The sequence below is a fragment of the Streptomyces sp. JK94 genome (assembly GCF_053613315.1).
Window position 1 is genome coordinate 278,962 of sequence record NZ_JBSICH010000007.1, and the last position, 16,908, is coordinate 295,869.

At 74.2% G+C, this 16,908-nt stretch carries 14 protein-coding genes and 1 pseudogene; 10 read left to right on the forward strand and 5 right to left on the reverse strand.

Translation table 11 applies throughout. The annotated features are described in order from the left end of the window. Nucleotides 1-137 precede the first annotated feature (137 nt). Entirely contained in the window at nt 138-1,829 is a 1,692-nt protein-coding gene (gene paaN / locus ACVV2G_RS07885) for a phenylacetic acid degradation protein PaaN (protein WP_453841865.1), read from the reverse strand. A 211-nt stretch (nt 1,830-2,040) separates the two neighbouring features. Between paaN and ACVV2G_RS07890 the strand changes: the two genes are divergently transcribed. Both ACVV2G_RS07890 and ACVV2G_RS07895 read left to right on the forward strand, forming a co-directional pair. After that, nucleotides 2,041-3,555: a 3-hydroxyacyl-CoA dehydrogenase gene (locus ACVV2G_RS07890; protein ID WP_453841866.1), complete on the forward strand. Its 1,515-nt coding sequence runs from the start codon at nt 2,041-2,043 to the stop codon at nt 3,553-3,555. Beyond that, complete coding sequence (locus ACVV2G_RS07895) at nt 3,552-4,154, forward strand: TetR/AcrR family transcriptional regulator (RefSeq protein WP_453841867.1); 603 nt, start codon at nt 3,552-3,554, stop codon at nt 4,152-4,154. Before ACVV2G_RS07890 ends, ACVV2G_RS07895 begins: the two co-directional genes overlap by 4 nt. A gap of 35 nt (nt 4,155-4,189) precedes the next feature. Here ACVV2G_RS07895 and ACVV2G_RS07900 read toward each other — a convergent pair whose 3' ends face one another. Further along, the gene (locus ACVV2G_RS07900) at nt 4,190-4,708 is read right to left on the reverse strand and encodes an Lrp/AsnC family transcriptional regulator (RefSeq protein WP_453841868.1); all 519 of its coding nucleotides are present in this window, start codon (nt 4,706-4,708) and stop codon (nt 4,190-4,192) included. 174 nt (nt 4,709-4,882) lie between these two features. Between ACVV2G_RS07900 and pdhA the strand changes: the two genes are divergently transcribed. The 6 genes and pseudogenes from pdhA (at nt 4,883) to ACVV2G_RS07930 (ending at nt 12,172) form a co-directional block, all read left to right on the forward strand. Further along, on the forward strand, nt 4,883-6,037 hold the full coding sequence (gene pdhA, locus ACVV2G_RS07905) for a pyruvate dehydrogenase (acetyl-transferring) E1 component subunit alpha (protein WP_453841869.1): 1,155 nt from the start codon (nt 4,883-4,885) through the stop codon (nt 6,035-6,037). Further along, the gene (locus ACVV2G_RS07910; RefSeq protein ID WP_453841870.1) at nt 6,034-7,038 is read left to right on the forward strand and encodes an alpha-ketoacid dehydrogenase subunit beta; all 1,005 of its coding nucleotides are present in this window, start codon (nt 6,034-6,036) and stop codon (nt 7,036-7,038) included. The genes pdhA and ACVV2G_RS07910 overlap by 4 nt, the downstream gene beginning before the upstream one ends. Further along, nucleotides 7,038-8,450, forward strand: a complete 1,413-nt coding sequence (locus ACVV2G_RS07915; RefSeq protein WP_453841871.1) for a dihydrolipoamide acetyltransferase family protein — start codon at nt 7,038-7,040, stop codon at nt 8,448-8,450. The genes ACVV2G_RS07910 and ACVV2G_RS07915 overlap by 1 nt, the downstream gene beginning before the upstream one ends. Nucleotides 8,451-8,529: 79 nt before the next feature. Next, nucleotides 8,530-9,513: pseudogene (locus ACVV2G_RS07920) on the forward strand (NTP transferase domain-containing protein); the annotation flags it as partial. A 161-nt stretch (nt 9,514-9,674) separates the two neighbouring features. After that, nucleotides 9,675-11,078 (forward strand): molybdopterin molybdotransferase MoeA, encoded by a 1,404-nt coding sequence (locus ACVV2G_RS07925; protein WP_453841872.1) that lies wholly within the window; start codon nt 9,675-9,677, stop codon nt 11,076-11,078. Then, nucleotides 11,075-12,172, forward strand: a complete 1,098-nt coding sequence (locus tag ACVV2G_RS07930) for a potassium channel family protein (RefSeq protein ID WP_453841873.1) — start codon at nt 11,075-11,077, stop codon at nt 12,170-12,172. Before ACVV2G_RS07925 ends, ACVV2G_RS07930 begins: the two co-directional genes overlap by 4 nt. A gap of 27 nt (nt 12,173-12,199) precedes the next feature. On the opposite strand, the gene ACVV2G_RS07935 is transcribed toward ACVV2G_RS07930, so the two are convergent. Further along, entirely contained in the window at nt 12,200-13,048 is an 849-nt protein-coding gene (locus tag ACVV2G_RS07935) for an ABC transporter permease (RefSeq protein ID WP_453841874.1), read from the reverse strand. After that, nucleotides 13,045-14,067 carry an ATP-binding cassette domain-containing protein gene (locus ACVV2G_RS07940; RefSeq protein WP_453841875.1) on the reverse strand — a complete coding sequence of 341 codons (1,023 nt, stop codon included), beginning with the start codon at nt 14,065-14,067 and terminating at the stop codon, nt 13,045-13,047. Before ACVV2G_RS07940 ends, ACVV2G_RS07935 begins: the two co-directional genes overlap by 4 nt. 241 nt (nt 14,068-14,308) lie before the next feature. Between ACVV2G_RS07940 and ACVV2G_RS07945 the strand changes: the two genes are divergently transcribed. Further along, on the forward strand, nt 14,309-15,292 hold the full coding sequence (locus tag ACVV2G_RS07945; protein ID WP_453841876.1) for an NAD(P)H-quinone oxidoreductase: 984 nt from the start codon (nt 14,309-14,311) through the stop codon (nt 15,290-15,292). Between the two features lie 70 nt (nt 15,293-15,362). On the opposite strand, the gene ACVV2G_RS07950 is transcribed toward ACVV2G_RS07945, so the two are convergent. Then, nucleotides 15,363-15,623: a hypothetical protein gene (locus ACVV2G_RS07950; RefSeq protein WP_453841877.1), complete on the reverse strand. Its 261-nt coding sequence runs from the start codon at nt 15,621-15,623 to the stop codon at nt 15,363-15,365. A 697-nt stretch (nt 15,624-16,320) separates the two neighbouring features. Here ACVV2G_RS07950 and ACVV2G_RS07955 point away from each other — a divergent pair. After that, complete coding sequence (locus ACVV2G_RS07955; protein WP_453841878.1) at nt 16,321-16,869, forward strand: bacterial proteasome activator family protein; 549 nt, start codon at nt 16,321-16,323, stop codon at nt 16,867-16,869. Nucleotides 16,870-16,908 lie beyond the last annotated feature (39 nt).

Genomic DNA, 16,908 nt, shown 5'->3' on the forward strand with positions numbered 1-16,908 from the left:
GCCGGTCCAGCACCCGGGGCCAGTCTGCCCGGCACCCCGGAGGCCGGTCCGCCCGGCATTCCGGGGCCGGTCTTCCCCGTACCCCGCCCGCCCGCGCTCCGGGCGGGCGGGACGGCGGGACGGGGACGGCGGGCGGGCTACGCCTCCCGGCGGACCTCCACCACCCGGAAGCGGTTCGCGACGAACGCGCCGTCGCACAGGGCCGCGTTGGCCGCCGGGTTGCCGCCCGAGCCGTGGAAGTCGGAGAAGGCCGCCGTCTGGTTGACGTACACCCCGCCCGTGAGGTTGACGGAGAGCTGGGCCGCCTCCTCCAGGCAGACCTCCTGGACGGCCTGCTCGACCTCGCTGTCGGTCGTGTACGCGCCCACCGTCATCGCGCCCTTGGTCCGGATGCTGTGCCGCAGCAGCTCCAGGGCGTGGCCGGCGGAGTCGACGGCGACGGCGAAGGAGACGGGGCCGAAGCACTCGCTGGTGTAGGCGGCCTCGTCGTCCGGCTTCGCGCCGTCCAGCTTGACGATCACCGGGGTCCGCACGACCGCGTCGGGGAAGTCCGGGTTGGCCACCTCGCGGGAGGCCAGGGCGACCTCGCCGAGGCCGGCGGCGGCCTCCAGGCGGGCCTTGACGTCCGGGTTGACGATCGCGCCGAGCAGGGCGTTGGCGCGCGCGTCGTCGCCCAGGAGGCCGTCGACGGCCCGCGCGAGGTCGGCGGTCACCTCGTCGTAGGACTTGGCGCCCTGGTCGGTGCGGATGCCGTCGCGGGGGATCAGCAGGTTCTGCGGGGTGGTGCACATCTGGCCGCTGTAGAGGGACAGGGAGAAGGCCAGGTTGGCGAGCATCCCCTGGTAGTCGTCGGTCGACTCCACGATCACCGTGTTGACGCCGGCCTTCTCGGTGAAGACCTGTGCCTGGCGGGCGTTGGACTCAAGCCAGTCGCCGAAGGAGGTCGAGCCGGTGTAGTCGATGATCCGGATCTCGGGGCGGGTCGCGAGGGTCCTGGCGATGCCCTCGCCGGGGCGCTCGGCGGCCAGCGCGACCAGGTTCGGGTCGAAACCGGCCTCGGCGAGGACGGCGCGGGCGGCCCGCACGGTCAGCGCGAGCGGCAGCACCGCGCGCGGGTGCGGCTTGACCAGGACCGCGTTGCCGGTGGCGAGGGAGGCGAACAGGCCCGGGTAGCCGTTCCAGGTCGGGAAGGTGTTGCAGCCGATCACGAGGCCGATGCCGCGCGGGACCGGCGTGAACCGCTTGGTCAGCGCCAGCGGGTCGCGCTTGCCCTGCGGCTTGGTCCACTCCGCGGTGCCGGGGGTGCGGGTCTGCTCCACGTACGCGTACGCCACGGCCTCCATGCCGCGGTCCTGCGCGTGCGGGCCGCCGGCCTGGAAGGCCATCATGAAGGCCTGTCCCGAGGTGTGCATGACGGCCTGCGCGAACTCCGTCGTCCGGTCGTTGATCCGCTTGAGGATCTCCAGGCAGACCATCGCGCGCAGCTCCGGGCCCGCGTCCCGCCACGCCTGCTGCCCGGCCTTCATGGCGGGCAGCAGCACGTCGAGGTCCGCGTGCGGGTACGTCACGCCCAGTTCGAGGCCGTACGGGGAGACCTCGCCGCCCACCCAGTCGTCGGTGCCGGGCTGATCGAGGTCGAGGCGGGTGCCGAGCAGGGCGTCGAAGGCGGCCTTGCCCGCGGCCGTGTCCAGGCTGCCGTTCTCCCCGTAGGCCTTCGGGTGCTCGGGGTGGGGGGACCAGTACGCGCGGGTGCGGATCGTCTCCAGCGCCTGGTCCAGGGTCGGCCGGTGCCGGTCGATCAGCTGGTGCGCGGTGAGTGCGGCGGCCATGCGGGACCAACTCCTCGTCTCACGAGCTCTCCGTCGAGTCGTGACCTGGGGGAAACCTGGGCAGAAACAGTCGGAGGCGGGGCGCGAAGCGCCTCGTTCGGGGCGGTGGTGGGCGACGGACGGGCGGATACGGCTAGAGTAACCGAACGATCGGTCGGGACAAGGGGGACCGCCGCATCTGTGGAAAACCCCGTGCGGGAGGATCGCGCACATGACAGCACTCGACCTCAGCAGTCCCGTGGCCGTCGTCGGTACCGGCACCATGGGTCAGGGCATCGCCCAGGTGGCGTTGGTCGCGGGCCACCCCGTACGGCTGTACGACGCCGTCCCCGGGCGGGCCCGGGAGGCCGCCGACGCGATCGGCGCCCGGCTCGACCGGCTCGTCGAGAAGGAACGGCTCACCGGCGCCGGGCGGGACACGGCCCGCGCCCGGCTGGAGCCCGCCGAGGACCTCACCGGCCTCGCCGACTGCGCGCTGGTCGTCGAGGCGGTACTGGAGCGGCTGGACGTCAAGCAGGAGCTGTTCCGCGCGCTGGAGGACGTCGTCGGCGACGACTGCCTGCTCGCCACCAACACCTCCTCCCTGTCCGTCACCGCCATCGGCGGCGCGCTGCGCGTCCCCGGCCGCTTCGTGGGCCTGCACTTCTTCAACCCCGCGCCGCTGCTGCCGCTGGTGGAGGTGGTCTCCGGGTTCGGGACCGACGCCGCGTCGGCCACGCGCGCGTACGAGACGGCTCGCGCCTGGGGCAAGACCCCGGTGGCCTGCGCCGACACCCCGGGCTTCGTCGTCAACCGCATCGCCCGGCCCTTCTACGCGGAGGCCCTCGCGGTGTTCGAGGCGCGCGCCGCCGACCCCGCCACCGTCGACGCGGTGCTGCGCGAGTCGGGCGGCTTCCGGATGGGCGCCTTCGAACTGACCGACCTCATCGGGCAGGACGTCAACGAGTCCGTCACGCACTCCGTGTGGCAGGCGTTCTTCCAGGACGCGCGCTTCACGCCGTCGCTGGCCCAGCGCCGCCTGGTGGAGTCCGGCCGGCTCGGCCGCAAGAGCGGGCGGGGCTGGTACGACCACCGGGGCGGGGCCGAGCGCCCCGCGCCGCACACCGCCGAGCCCGCCGGCCCGCCCGCGTACGTCGTCGTCGACGGGGACCCCGGGCCCGCCGCCGGGCTGGTCGCGCTGATCCGCGAGGCGGGCGTCGAGGTCCGCGAGGAGCACGGCGGCACCGGATCGTTCGTGCTGCCCGGCGGGGGCGCGCTGCACCTCGCCGACGGGCGGACCGCGGTGGAGCGCGGCGACGTCGTCCACTTCGACCTCGCCCTCGACTACCGGACGGCCACGCGCATCGCCCTGGCCTCCTCCGCGACCGCCTCGCCCCGCACCCTCGCCGAGGCCACCGGCCTCTTCCAGGCGCTCGGCAAGAAGGTCAGCGTCATCGGCGACGTCCCCGGCCTGATCGTGGCGCGCACGGTCGCGCGGATCGTCGACCTGGCACTCGACGCGGTGTCCCGGGGCGTGGCGTCGGCCGAGGACGTCGACACCGCGATGCGCCTCGGCGTGAACTACCCGCTCGGACCCGTCGCATGGGGTCGTGCGCTGGGGCTCCGGTGGGTGTACGAACTACTCGGCGAGCTGCACCTGCGCGAGCCGTCCGGGCGCTACGCCCCGTCCCTCGCGCTCCACCGCCAGGCGCACGCATCCGACGCCGGGGAGGGCACCTGCTCATGAGCACCGCCAAGCGCGACACCTACACACCCGAGACGCTGCTGTCCGTCGCCGTGCAGGTCTTCATCGAGCGCGGCTACGACGGCACCTCCATGGAGCACCTCTCCAGGGCGGCCGGCATCTCCAAGTCGTCGATCTACCACCACGTCACGGGCAAGGAGGAACTCCTGCGCCGGGCCGTGAGCCGGGCCCTTGACGAGCTGTTCGGCATCCTCGACGAGGAGCACGCGCGCGTGGGGTCCGCCGCCGAGCGGCTGGAGTACGTCGTGCGCCGCATGGTCGAGGTGCTCATGGCGGAACTGCCCTACGTGACGCTGCTGCTGCGCGTGCGCGGCAACACGGACACCGAGCGGTGGGCGCTGGAACGGCGGCGCGCGTTCGACCACCGGGTCGCCGACCTGCTGAGGGCCGCGGCGGCCGAGGGGGACGTGCGCGCGGACGTGGAGGTGCGGCTCGCGACCCGTCTGGTCTTCGGCATGATCAACTCGATCGTGGAGTGGTACCGCCCCGAGGGCGCCGTCGGCGGGGGCGGCGCGCGGGAGCGGGAGGTGGTCGACGCGGTGGCGCGCCTGGTGTTCGGAGGGCTGCGCAAGGTCTCCTGAGCCGTGCGGACCTCGGTCCGGCCCCCGTCCGGCGGTCAGCTCTGCGGCTCCAGGTCCTCGGTCTCGAATACCAGCAGGGTGCGCGTGCTGAGCACCTCCGGGATGGCCTGGAGCCGGGTGAGCACCAGCTCGCGCAGGGCCCGGTTGTCGGGGGTGTGCACCAGGAGCAGGACGTCGAAGTCGCCTCCCACCAGGGCGATGTGGGAGGCGCCGGGGAGCTGCCGCAGCTGCGCCCGGACGGTGCGCCAGGAGTTCTGGACGATTTTCAGGGTGATGTAGGCCGAGGTGCCGTGCCCCGCGCGCTCGTGGTCGACGCGGGCGCCGAAGCCGCGGATGACGCCGTCCTCGACGAGCCGGTTGATGCGCGCGTAGGCGTTCGCGCGGGAGACGTGCACCCGCTCGGCGACCGAGCGTATCGAGGCCCGGCCGTCCGCCTGGAGCATGCGCAGGATGTCCTGGTCGATGGCGTCCAGCGGGCGCGGGGGCGGCGGGGGGCCGGCGTCGTCCGGGCCGTCGGCTTCCCCCGGGCGTTCGGCCATTTGTTCAGATGCCATGGGCCCCCGCCTTCCCGCCGTGGACGTAGTGCGTCCATCTCAGGCTGTGGAGAACCGTTTGTCCACAGCCTGGGGCCGCGTGTAGCCAAAGTGCGCCGGCGACCGAACAATCGGTAGGTGAGGCCCGTCACATCCGTGGCGAGCCCGAAGCCGCTCCCACGAGGAGGTGCCGTCATGACGGTCATGGAGCAGCGGGGCGCTTACCGGCCCACACCGCCGCCCGCCTGGCAGCCCCGCACCGACCCCGCGCCGCTGCTGCCCGACGAGGAGCCGTACCGCGTCCTCGGCACGGAGGCCGCCGGGCACGCCGACCCCGAGCTGCTGCGCACGCTGTACGCCCGGCTGGTCAGCGGCCGGCGCTACAACGCGCAGGCCACGGCGCTGACCAAGCAGGGCCGGCTGGCCGTCTACCCCTCCAGCACCGGTCAGGAGGCCTGCGAGGTCGCCGCCGCACTGGCCATCGAGGAGCGGGACTGGCTCTTCCCCAGCTACCGCGACACGCTCGCCGTGATCGCCCGCGGGGTCGACCCCGTCGAGGCGCTCACCCTGCTGCGCGGTGACTGGCACACCGGGTACGACCCCTACGAGCACCGGGTCGCCCCCCTGTCCACGCCGCTCGCCACCCAGTTGCCGCACGCCGTCGGGCTCGCGCACGCCGCCCGCCTCAAGGGCGACGACGTGGTCGCGCTCGCCATGGTGGGCGACGGCGGCACCAGCGAGGGCGACTTCCACGAGGCGCTGAACTTCGCCGCCGTCTGGCAGGCACCGGTCGTCTTCCTCGTGCAGAACAACGGCTTCGCGATCTCCGTGCCGCTCGACAGGCAGACCGCGGCCCCGTCGCTGGCCCACAAGGCCGTCGGCTACGGGATGCCCGGCCGCCTGGTCGACGGCAACGACGCCGCCGCCGTGCACGAGGTCCTGTCCGACGCCGTGCGCCACGCGCGCGCGGGGGGCGGCCCCACGCTGGTGGAGGCGGTGACGTACCGCGTCGAGGCGCACACCAACGCCGACGACGCCACGCGCTACCGGGGCGACGCCGAGGTCGAGGCCTGGCGCCGGCACGACCCGGTCGAGCTGCTCCGGCGGGAGCTGACCGAGCGCGGCCTGCTCGACGAGGACGGCGAACGGGCGGCCCGCGAGGACGCCGAGGCGATGGCCGCCGACCTGCGCGCCCGTATGAACCAGGACCCGGTGCTCGACCCGATGGCCCTGTTCGCCCACGTCTACGCCGAGCCCACGCCGCAGCTCCGGGAACAGCGGGACCGGCTGCGCGCCGAGCTGGCGGCGGAGGCCGAGAGCGGGACCGGGCCGGAAGGGACGCACCGATGACCACGGTCGCCGCCAAGCCGGCCACCATGGCGCAGGCCCTCACCCGCGCGCTGCGCGACGCCATGGCCGCCGACCCGGGCGTGCACGTCCTGGGCGAGGACGTGGGCGCCCTCGGCGGCGTCTTCCGGGTCACCGACGGACTGGCCGCGGAGTTCGGCGAGGACCGCTGCACGGACACTCCGCTCGCCGAGGCCGGCATCCTCGGCACGGCCGTCGGCATGGCGATGTACGGGCTGCGTCCGGTCGTGGAGATGCAGTTCGACGCCTTCGCCTACCCGGCCTTCGAGCAGGTCGTCAGCCACGTCACCAAGATGCGCAACCGCACGCGCGGGAGGATGCCCCTGCCGCTGACCATCCGCGTCCCCTACGGCGGCGGCATCGGCGGCGTCGAGCACCACAGCGACTCGTCCGAGGCGTACTACATGGCGACTCCGGGGCTCCATGTCGTCACGCCCGCGACCGTCGCCGACGCCTACGGGCTGCTGCGCGCCTCCATCGCCTCCGACGACCCGGTGGTCTTCCTCGAACCCAAGCGTCTGTACTGGTCGAAGGAGGCCTGGAACCCCGAGGAGCCGACGACCGTTGAACCGGTGGGCCGCGCGGTGGTGCGGCGCCCCGGACGGAGCGCCACACTCATCACGTACGGGCCGTCGCTGGTCGCCTGCACGGAGGCGGCCGAGGCGGCCCGGGCCGAGGGGTGGGACCTCGAAGTCGTCGATCTGCGCTCCCTGGTGCCGTTCGACGACGAGACGGTGTGCGCTTCGGTGCGGCGGACGGGACGCGCGGTCGTCGTCCACGAGTCGGGTTCCTTCGGGGGCCCGGGCGGGGAGATCGCGGCCCGGGTCACGGAGCGCTGCTTCCATCACCTGGAGGCGCCGGTGCTGCGTGTGGCCGGGTTCGACATCCCGTATCCGCCGCCGATGCTGGAGCGTCACCACCTGCCCGGTGTGGACCGGATCCTGGACGCCGTGGGGCGCCTGCAGTGGGAGGCCGAAAGCTGATGGCACAGGTGCTGGAGTTCAAGCTCCCCGACCTCGGTGAGGGGCTCACCGAGGCGGAGATCGTGCGCTGGATGGTGGAGGTCGGCGACGTCGTCACCGTCGACCAGCCGGTCGTCGAGGTCGAGACGGCCAAGGCGATGGTCGAGGTGCCCTGTCCCTACGGGGGCGTGGTCACCGCCCGCTTCGGCGAGGAGGGCGCGGAGCTGCCCGTCGGGGCGCCGCTGCTGACGGTGGCGGTGGGCGAGGGCGCCGCCGCCCGTCCGGCGCGGGACTCGGGCACCGGCGGCGAGGCGGCCGGACCGGCACGAGCCGGCGAGCCGGAGGCCGGGGAGGGGAGGGCGGAAGAGGCGAAGACCGGGGGCTCGGGCAACGTCCTCGTCGGATACGGCACCTCCGAGGCGCCCGCGCGCCGGCGCCGGGTGCGGCCCGACCGGCAGGCGTCCGTCGTGGCGGACGGGCGGGCGAACGGCCGGGTCCGTACCGCCGGCCCGGTGGTGGAGGGCCCCGTCCCGGTCATCTCCCCGCTGGTGCGCAGGCTGGCCCGGCAGCACGACCTGGACCTGCGCGAGCTGACCGGTTCCGGCCCCGACGGGCTGATCCTGCGGGCGGACGTGGAGTACGCGCTGCGTGCCGCCGCCGCGCAGGGCGGCCGTACGGCGGGCCAGGAGAACGGGCAGGTCGCGGCCGCGGTGGGAGGGACACCGTCCGCCGCGCCGCGCTCCGGTGGCGTCCGCACCCCCCTCAAGGGGGTCCGCGGTGCCGTCGCCGACAAGCTCTCCCGCAGTCGGCGCGAGATCCCGGACGCGACCTGCTGGGTGGACGCCGACGCGACCGAACTGATGCGGGCGCGCTCGGCCATGAACGCGGCGGGCGGGCCGAAGATCTCCCTCGTCGCCCTGCTGGCCAGGATCTGCACGGCCGCACTGGCCCGCTTCCCCGAGCTGAACTCCACGGTCGACACGGAGGCCAGGGAGGTCGTCCGGCTCGACCACGTCCACCTCGGTTTCGCCGCGCAGACGGACCGGGGGCTGGTCGTGCCGGTCGTCCGGGACGCGCACGCGCGCGACGCCGAGGCGCTCACCGCGGAGTTCGCCCGGCTGACCGGGGCGGCCCGCGAGGGCCGGCTGTCACCCGGTGAACTGACCGGCGGCACCTTCACGTTGAACAACTACGGCGTGTTCGGCGTGGACGGCTCCACGCCGATCATCAACCACCCGGAGGCGGCGATGCTCGGTGTCGGCCGCATCGTCCCCAAGCCGTGGGTGCACGACGGCGCATTGGCGGTGCGTCAGGTCGTCCAGCTGTCGCTGACCTTCGATCACCGGGTGTGCGACGGCGGCACGGCGGGCGGTTTCCTGCGGTACGTGGCGGACTGCGTGGAACAGCCGGCGGTGCTGCTGCGCACCCTGTGACGGCGGCGCCGGGGGCGCCCCGCGATCGCGCGGGCTCCCCCGCGTTCCCCGTGATCGCGCAGGGACGCATACTCAGGGGGTGACCGCGTACGAGCCCCCCGGTGAACCCGGCGCCGGCACCGAGCCCGCGCCGGACCCGGCATCCGCCGGATACGACGCCGTCGTACTCGCCGGCGGGTCCGCCCGGCGGCTCGGCGGCGCGGACAAGCCGGGCCTGCGCGTGGGCGGACGCGCGCTGCTGGACCGCGTGCTCGCCGCCTGCGCCGGAGCACGGACCACCGTCGTCGTCGCCGACCCGAGGCCGGCCGCGCGCCCGGTCACCTGGGCCCGCGAGGACCCGCCCGGCGGCGGACCGCTCGCCGCCCTCGCCGCCGGCCTGCGGCACACCACCGCGGAGCACGTCGTGGTGCTCTCCGCCGACCTGCCGTTCCTCGCCGGGCCCACCGTCGGGCACCTGCTGTCGGCCCTCACCGCGGGTGACGCCGACGGCGTGCTGCTCACCGACGCCGACGGCCGCGACCAGCCCCTCGTCGCCGCCTATCGCGCGTCCGCGCTGCGCCGCGGGACGGCCGCGCTCACCCGGGACCGGGCAGACCTCACCGGGCTGCCGCTGAGACGTCTGACCGGCACCCTCCGCCTCACTCGCATCCCCGGCGCCGTCGCGTCCTTCGACTGCGACACCTGGGACGACATCGCCATCGCAAGGGCACGCATCAGGGAGCATGGGCACGTGTTGGATGAATGGATTTCCGCAGCCAAGGACGAGTTGGGCATCGACCTCGACGTCGACACCGGCCTCCTGCTCGACCTCGCCCGGGACGCCGCCCACGGGGTGGCCCGGCCCGCTGCGCCGCTGACCACCTTCCTGGTCGGTTACGTGGCCGGGCGGGCCGGGGGCGGCCCCGAGGCCGTCGCCGAGGCCGCCCGCAAGGCCGCGGCCCTCGCCGAGCGCTGGGCCGAGGAGGCCGCCGGCACCGCCCCCGCCGGCACCGCATCCGCCTCCGCGCCCGCATCTGCGCCGGACGCCGCCTCCGCGCCCGCCGACGCGTCTGCGCCCGATGCCGTTTCCGCGCCCGCCGACGCATCTGCCCCCGACGCCGCCTCCGCGCCCGACGGCACCTCGTCCGCCGTCGACGCCGCGCCGGCCGGCACCGCACCCGCCCCCGACGCGGGCAAGCCCGGCGAGGCTCCCGGCGCCGCCTCCGACACCCGCCCGGACGCGTGATGGCCTCCCCCGGCACGCGCGCCGACGAGGAGGCGGAAGACCTCGACGTGGAGGAGGCGCTCGCCCTCGTGAACGAGACCCCCCGCCCTCCGCACGGCGATTCCGGCCGGGCGGCGACGCCCCCGCACACCGCGCACCCCGGTCACCACGGCGCCCCGCGGCAGCAGGCGGATCCCCACCACCGCGCGACGCCCTGGCCCGAAGCGAGGGCGACCGCCGAGCGTGCCGCGCGCACCGCCGTCCGTGCCGCCCGCCGGGCCCCGGTCTCCGCACCTCTCGACGTCCCCCTCGACGCGGCCCTCGGCCTGGCCCTGGCCGCGCCCCTGGCCGCCCTCACCGACCTGCCCCCCTTCGACACCTCCGCGATGGACGGCTGGGCCGTCGCCGGTCCGGGCCCCTGGACGGTCCGCGAAGAGGGCGTGCTGGCCGGGCACGCGGAGCCCGCGCCCCTCACCGACGGCGAGGCCGTCCGCATCGCCACCGGTGCCCGCGTCCCCCACGGCGCCACCGCCGTACTGCGCACCGAGCACGGCCGCACCGACGACAAGGACCGGCTCCAGGCCGTCCGCGAGGCCGCGTACGGCCAGGACATCCGCCCGCGCGGGCAGGAGTGCCGCAGCGGCGACCAACTGCTGCCCGCCGGCACCCTCGTGACCCCGGCGGTGCTGGGCCTCGCGGCGGCCGCCGGCTACGACACCCTCGCCGCGACCCCCCGCCCCCGCGTCGACGTCCTGGTCCTCGGCGACGAGCTGCTCACCGCGGGCCTCCCGCACGACGGCCTCATCCGGGACGCGCTCGGCCCGATGCTGCCGCCCTGGCTGCGGGCCCTGGGCGCCGAGGTCCGCACGGTCCGCCGGATCGGCGACGACGCCGAGGCCCTGCACCGCACCGTCACGGCCTCCGACGCCGACCTGATCGTCACGACCGGCGGTACCGCCGCGGGCCCCGTCGACCACGTCCACCCGGTCCTGCGCCGGATCGGTGCCGACCTCCTCGTGGACGGCGTCAAGGCGCGCCCCGGCCACCCGATGCTGCTGGCCCGGATCCAGGAGGACCAGCACCTCGTCGGCCTCCCCGGCAACCCCCTCGCCGCCGTCTCCGGACTGCTCACCCTCGCCGCGCCGTTGCTGCGCACGCTCGCCGCCCGCCCGGCGCCCGAGCCGTACACCCTGCCGCTGCGGGACGCGGTGCACGGGCACCCGTACGACACCCGGCTCGTCCCCGTGGTCCTGCGCGGCGACGGCGCGGTGCCGCTTCGCTACAACGGACCGGCCATGCTGCGCGGCGTCGCCGCCGCCGACGCCCTGGCCGTCGTACCCCCGGGCGGTGCGCGGGCGGGTCAGGAGGCCGAACTGCTCGACCTGCCCTGGACCACCGGTGGGATCGGGGTGTGTTTCACGTGAAACTTCCGGGCCAGGACGCGATCGCCCGTCAGGCGGACGAGCATCTCGTGACCCATCGCGTGAAACTCCCGCGGAAGCTGGTGGAGCACCCGATCCGCCAGGTCGGCAAACGGCTGTCGCTGGCCTTGGTGGTCCTCGTGGCGACCGCCTTCATCGTCTACACCGACCACGACGGCTACAGCGACAACTCCGACGGCTCCGTCGACCTCCTCGACGCCTTCTACTACGCCACCGTCACGCTCTCGACCACCGGCTACGGCGACATCACGCCGGTCAGCGACGCCGCCCGGCTGACCAACATCTTCGTCATCACGCCCCTGCGCGTGATGTTCCTGATCATCCTGGTCGGCACCACCCTGGAAGCCCTCACCGAGCGCACTCGGGAGGAGTGGCGCCTGAACCGCTGGAGGTCCACCTTGCGCGATCACACCGTCGTCGTCGGTTTCGGAACCAAGGGGCGGTCGGCGATCCAGACCGTCTGCGCGACCGGCCTGCGCAAGGAGCAGGTCGTGGTGGTCGACCCCAGCGGGAAGGCCATCGAGGCCGCGACGGCCCACGGTTACGCGGGCGTCATAGGGGACGCGACACGCAGTGACGTGCTCAACCGCGCCGAGGTGTACCGGGCGAAGCAGATCATCATCGCCACCCAGCGGGACGACACGGCCGTACTGGTGACCCTGACGGCCCGGCAGCTCAACCGGGGCGCGAAGATCGTGGTCGCGGTCCGCGAGGAGGAGAACGCGCCGCTGCTGAAGCAGTCCGGCGCCGACGCCGTGATCACCAGCGCCAGCGCCGCGGGCCGTCTGCTCGGGCTCTCCGTGCTCAGCCCCGCCGCCGGCATGGTCATGGAGGACCTCATCAGCCAGGGCAGCGGGCTCGACCTCATCGAGCGGCCGGTCATAAAGGCCGAGGTGGGCAAGAAGCCGCGCGAGACGGACGACCTCGTGGTGAGCGTCCTGCGCGGGCACCGGGTACTCGGCTACGACGATCCGGCCGTGGGCGGACTGGAGCCGGCGGACCGCCTGATCACGATCGTGCGGGCGACACCGGCCACCCACGTGGCACCCGACGCCCGCCCGCTGCCCCGCGACTGACGGAGCGCCGGCCCCGTACGCGGAGGGCTACTTGCGGTTGTAGAGCCGCATCGTGACGGGGCCGAAGACCAGGAGGAGCACGCCCGCCCAGCCCAGTGTCCAGGCGATCTCGGCCCCCGGCCACTCACCGGCCATCAGACCGCGCACCCCGGACGCCAGGTGCGTGATCGGGCTGTTGTTGACGAACGCCTGCAGCCAGCCCGGCATGGTCTTCGGGTCGACGAAGACGTTGGACAGGAAGGTGAGCGGGAAGATCACCATCATGCTGACGCTCATCACCGACTTCTCGGTGCGCATCATCAGCCCGAACATCGTCCAGATCCACGAGAAGGCGAACGAGAACACCAGCAGCAGCGCGACCCCGGCGACCACACCGGCGACCCCGCCGTCCGGCCGGTAGCCGAGCAGCAGGCCCACGGCGAGCATGACGACGGACGCGATGGTGTAGCGCAGGGCGTCGCCGAGCAGGTAGCCGACCATCGCCGAGGGCCGCCAGATCGGCAGCGAGCGGAAGCGGTCGAAGACGCCTTTCTCGATGTCGACGTTCACCGAGATCCCGGTGTACATCGTGATCATCACGACCGACATCACGAGGATGCCCGGCAGCACGAACTGGATGTAGTCACTGGGCGAACCCGCCAGTGCGCCGCCGAAGAGGTACGTGAACATCAGCAGGTTCATGATCGGGAAGGCGGTGACGTCGAACAACTGCTCCGGCACGTGCTTGATCTTGAGGATCGCGCGCCAGCCGAACGTCACGGACGTGGACAGCGCGCTGGGCCGCGGCGGCCGCTCCTTGGCGACCAGCAGGGCCGCCAGCGACTCGGTGCTGACCGCCGCGAGTTCCTTGTTCCCGGTGCTCGTGGCCGTGCTCATGCCGCCACCTCGTCCTTCGTTTCGGGGCCGGTTCCGTTGCCGGTGCTCTGGCCGGTGTGGCGTCCGGTCAGCGCCAGGAAGACCTCGTCGAGGCTGGGCTGTCCGAGGGAGAAGTTGTCGACGGTGATGCCCTGCCGGGTCAGCTCACCGAGCGCCTTGGCGGCCTGGTCGGCGGCCGTGTCGCTCGCCGTCACCCCCAGGCGGGCGGTCAGGGCCACCGGGTCGGGCTCCAGCTGCACCTCGGCGGTCAGCAGGTCGCGCAGCAGCCGCTCGGCCTCGGGGCGCCGGTCCGCGTCGCGCAGCCGCAGATGGACGGAGCCGGCGCCGACGGACGCCTTCAGCTCGCCCTTGGTGCCCTCGGCGATCACCCGGCCCTTGTCGATGACGGCGATCCGGGACGCCAGCTGATCGGCCTCGTCGAGGTACTGCGTGGTCAGCAGCACGGTCGTGCCCTGGGCGACGACCGCGCGCACGATGTCCCACACCTGGTTGCGGCTGCGCGGGTCGAGGCCGGTCGTCGGCTCGTCGAGGAAGAGCAGGTCCGGGGTGTTGAGGATGGACGCGGCGATGTCGATGCGCCGCCGCATGCCACCGGAGTAGTGCTTGACCTGCTTCCCCGCGGCGTCCGTCAGCCCGAAGGCCGCCAGCAACTGCTCGCCCCGCTGCCGCGCGGCCGTCTTGCCGTGTCCGAGGAGACGGCCCAGCAGGGTCAGGTTCTCGGTGCCGGTGAGGTCCTCGTCCACGGAGGCGTACTGGCCGGTGAGACTCACCCGGCCGCGCACCTCGTCGGCCTCGCGCACGACGTCGTGGCCGAAGACGCGCGCCTGGCCGCCGTCCGGCCGCAGCAGGGTGGCGAGCATCTTCACCGTCGTGGTCTTGCCCGCGCCGTTCGGCCCGAGGACGCCGTAGACCGTGCCGGCCGGCACTACGAGGTCCACCCCGTCCACGGCTCGGGTCTCACCGAACGTCTTCACCAGTCCTGCGGTCTCGATCGCTGGTCCGGACGTCTGCGTGCTCATGCCTGGTGGTCCTTCCACGCTCGTGGCCACGCGTTCTTGGCCGTGCATTCTCGGCTGCGTTCTCGGCCGTGCGTTCTCGGCCGTGCGTTCTCGGTCTATGCAGGGGAAGACCTTCACCGTCGCGCAAACTCATCGGTTCCGCACCGGATTTCCCGGCCCACCGTCCGAAAGTCCGAGGGTGCTCCGTCCGGGGAACCAGGTGGGAGGGCCCGGCCGGGGCCGGAGGAGTAGCGTCGCCCTCATGCATGCGATCACGATTACCGAACCCGGAGGCCCCGAGGCGCTGGTCTGGGCCGAGGCCCCCGACCCGGTGCCCGGCGAGGGCGAGGTCCTGGTCGAGGTGACGGCCAGCGCCGTCAACCGCGCGGACATCATGCAGCGCCAGGGCTTCTACGACCCTCCGCCCGGAGCCTCCCCCCACCCCGGCCTGGAGTGCTCCGGGCGGATCGCGGCCGTCGGGACCGGCGTGACCGGCTGGTCCGTCGGCGACGAGGTGTGCGCGCTGCTCGCGGGCGGCGGCTACGCCGAGAAGGTCGCCGTCCCGGCCGGCCAGCTCCTGCCGGTCCCCGAGGGCATCGACCTCAAGCGGGCGGCGGCGCTGCCCGAGGTGGTCTGCACCGTCTGGTCGAACGTCTTCATGGTGTCCCACCTGCGTCCCGGCGAGACGCTGCTGGTGCACGGCGGCTCCAGCGGCATCGGCACCATGGCCATCCAGCTCGCCAAGGCCGTCGGCGCCGTGGTCGCCGTCACGGCGGGCACCGCGGAGAAGCTGGAGCGCTGTGCCGAGCTGGGCGCCGACATCCTGATCAACTACCGGGAGCAGGACTTCGTCGCCGAGGTGAAGGAGGCGACGGGCGGCGCCGGCGCCGACGTCATCCTCGACAACATGGGCGCCAAGTACCTGGACCGCAACGTGCGGGCCCTCGCCGTCAACGGCCGGCTCGCGATCATCGGCATGCAGGGCGGCCGCAAGGGCGAGCTGGACATCGGCACCCTCCTCGCCAAGCGCGCCGCGGTCAGCGCGACCTCGCTGCGCGCCCGGTCGCCGGAGGAGAAGGCGGCCATCGTGGCGGCCGTGCGCGAGCACGTCTGGCCGCTGCTGGCCGGGGGGCACGTCCGCCCGATCGTCGACCGCGAACTCCCGATGAGCGACGCCGGTGCCGCCCACCGGGTCGTGGAGGAGAGCGGGCACATCGGGAAGGTGCTGCTCGTCACCTCGTCGTAGGGGCGTGCCGGTCCTCGTCCCGCGGCCCGGCCCCGGCGGGCCGTGCCGCGGACGGGGAGCCCGCCGTGGCCTAGCCGCGGCGCAGGCGCAGGCCGACGAAGGCCAGGCCCAGGCCGAGACCGACGAGGACCAGCCCGGTGCCCAGGGGCAGGACCCGCAGGACGGGTTCGGCGGCCCGCCCGGCACCGGCGCGGCTCCGGCCCGGGGACGCGGAGGGCACCGCGACGGCCTCCCCGGACGGTACGGCGGTGGCCGGGTCGTCGGGGACGTCCTCGGCGTCCTCCTCCGCGTGGTGAGCGGGGGCCTCGTCCGCGCCGTCGTCCTCGGACACCCGCTCCCCGGGCCGCCCGGGACGCTGCCGCCCCTCGCCCGGCCGGCTCCCCGCCCGGGAAGGGGCCGGACCGTCTGCCGAGGAGGAGGGGGAGGGGGACCGGGAACCGCGTGCCCCGTCGCCCGCCGGGCCGGAGGGCGGCCGGCCGGACGGGCGGGATTCCCCGGCGGACGGAGCGGCCGGGCCGGCGCCGGGCCCGGCCGCATCCTCGCCTCCGTCGTGGCCCTCGGGACCGTCGGGACCGTCGGGGCCCTTGTGGCCGTCCTGCCCCTCGAGTTCCCCGGGGCCTCGGTGCCCGTCGTCGCCCCCGGGGCCTTCGGGACGATCCCGGCCACCGGAACCGTGCTCGTCGGAGTCCGCCCCCCCAACGGGGGCCGACCCGGACGGAGAAGGAGCCACGGCGGCCCGTGACACCGCCGCCCCGGTGCCGTACGCCGCCTCCGCCCCGCACGGCGACACCAGCACGCTCACCCCCACCACCCCCACCACCCCCACCAGCCCCGTCGCTCGCAGGGTGCGCAGCCATGGAGTCACGTCCGTGACCCCCTCCCGGTGAGTACCAGTCGCAGGAAAGAGACGGAACAAGCCTCACCCCCGCCCGTCTCACCGGCATGTCGGGCGCCGCCGATCGTGTCGGGCCGCCCTTCCCCGGGGGGCACCGCACGGTCGGCGCGGACGCGTGCGCGACAATGGCCCCATGGAGATGCCGAGGAACGACAGGTCGCCGGAGAACCCCCAGATCCTGGTCGTCGGCCAGGACGGTATGGCGCTCAGCGGCGGCGGCAGCGGCGGGGACGACGACTCCCGCGAGATCCCGGTGACCGAGCAGGTGGAGCAGCCTGCCAAGGTCATGCGGATCGGCAGCATGATCAAGCAACTGCTGGAGGAGGTGCGCGTCGCACCCCTGGACGAGGCGAGCCGGGCCCGGCTCAAGGAGATCCACGCCAGCTCGGTGAAGGAGCTGGAGGACGGTCTGGCGCCGGAGCTGGTCAAGGAGCTGGAGCGGCTCTCCCTGCCCTTCACGGACGACGTGACCCCGACCGACGCCGAGCTGCGGATCGCCCAGGCGCAGTTGGTCGGCTGGCTGGAGGGCCTGTTCCACGGCATCCAGACCACCCTGTTCGCCCAGCAGATGGCCGCGCGGGCCCAGCTGGAGCAGATGCGCCGCGCGCTGCCGCCCGGCGTCGGCCAGGACGGCGAGGAGCCGCCGCACCCGGGCGGCCGCATCGGCGGCCCCTACCTGTAGGAACACCCACTCGACGGCATGACGAAGGGCCCGGCGGCA

Excerpts from the sequence above, each read along its gene's own strand:
- ACVV2G_RS07955 (WP_453841878.1), top strand. The coding sequence starts at position 16,321 with ATGGAGATGCCGAGGAACGACAGGTCGCCGGAGAACCCCCAGATCCTG.
- ACVV2G_RS07940 (WP_453841875.1), bottom strand. The coding sequence starts at position 14,067 with ATGAGCACGCAGACGTCCGGACCAGCGATCGAGACCGCAGGACTGGTG.
- ACVV2G_RS07895 (WP_453841867.1), top strand. The coding sequence starts at position 3,552 with ATGAGCACCGCCAAGCGCGACACCTACACACCCGAGACGCTGCTGTCC.
- ACVV2G_RS07900 (WP_453841868.1), bottom strand. The coding sequence starts at position 4,708 with ATGGCATCTGAACAAATGGCCGAACGCCCGGGGGAAGCCGACGGCCCG.
- pdhA (WP_453841869.1), top strand. The coding sequence starts at position 4,883 with ATGACGGTCATGGAGCAGCGGGGCGCTTACCGGCCCACACCGCCGCCC.
- ACVV2G_RS07890 (WP_453841866.1), top strand. The coding sequence starts at position 2,041 with ATGACAGCACTCGACCTCAGCAGTCCCGTGGCCGTCGTCGGTACCGGC.
- ACVV2G_RS07945 (WP_453841876.1), top strand. The coding sequence starts at position 14,309 with ATGCATGCGATCACGATTACCGAACCCGGAGGCCCCGAGGCGCTGGTC.
- ACVV2G_RS07935 (WP_453841874.1), bottom strand. The coding sequence starts at position 13,048 with ATGAGCACGGCCACGAGCACCGGGAACAAGGAACTCGCGGCGGTCAGC.
- ACVV2G_RS07910 (WP_453841870.1), top strand. The coding sequence starts at position 6,034 with ATGACCACGGTCGCCGCCAAGCCGGCCACCATGGCGCAGGCCCTCACC.
- ACVV2G_RS07915 (WP_453841871.1), top strand. The coding sequence starts at position 7,038 with ATGGCACAGGTGCTGGAGTTCAAGCTCCCCGACCTCGGTGAGGGGCTC.
- ACVV2G_RS07925 (WP_453841872.1), top strand. The coding sequence starts at position 9,675 with ATGGCCTCCCCCGGCACGCGCGCCGACGAGGAGGCGGAAGACCTCGAC.
- paaN (WP_453841865.1), bottom strand. The coding sequence starts at position 1,829 with ATGGCCGCCGCACTCACCGCGCACCAGCTGATCGACCGGCACCGGCCG.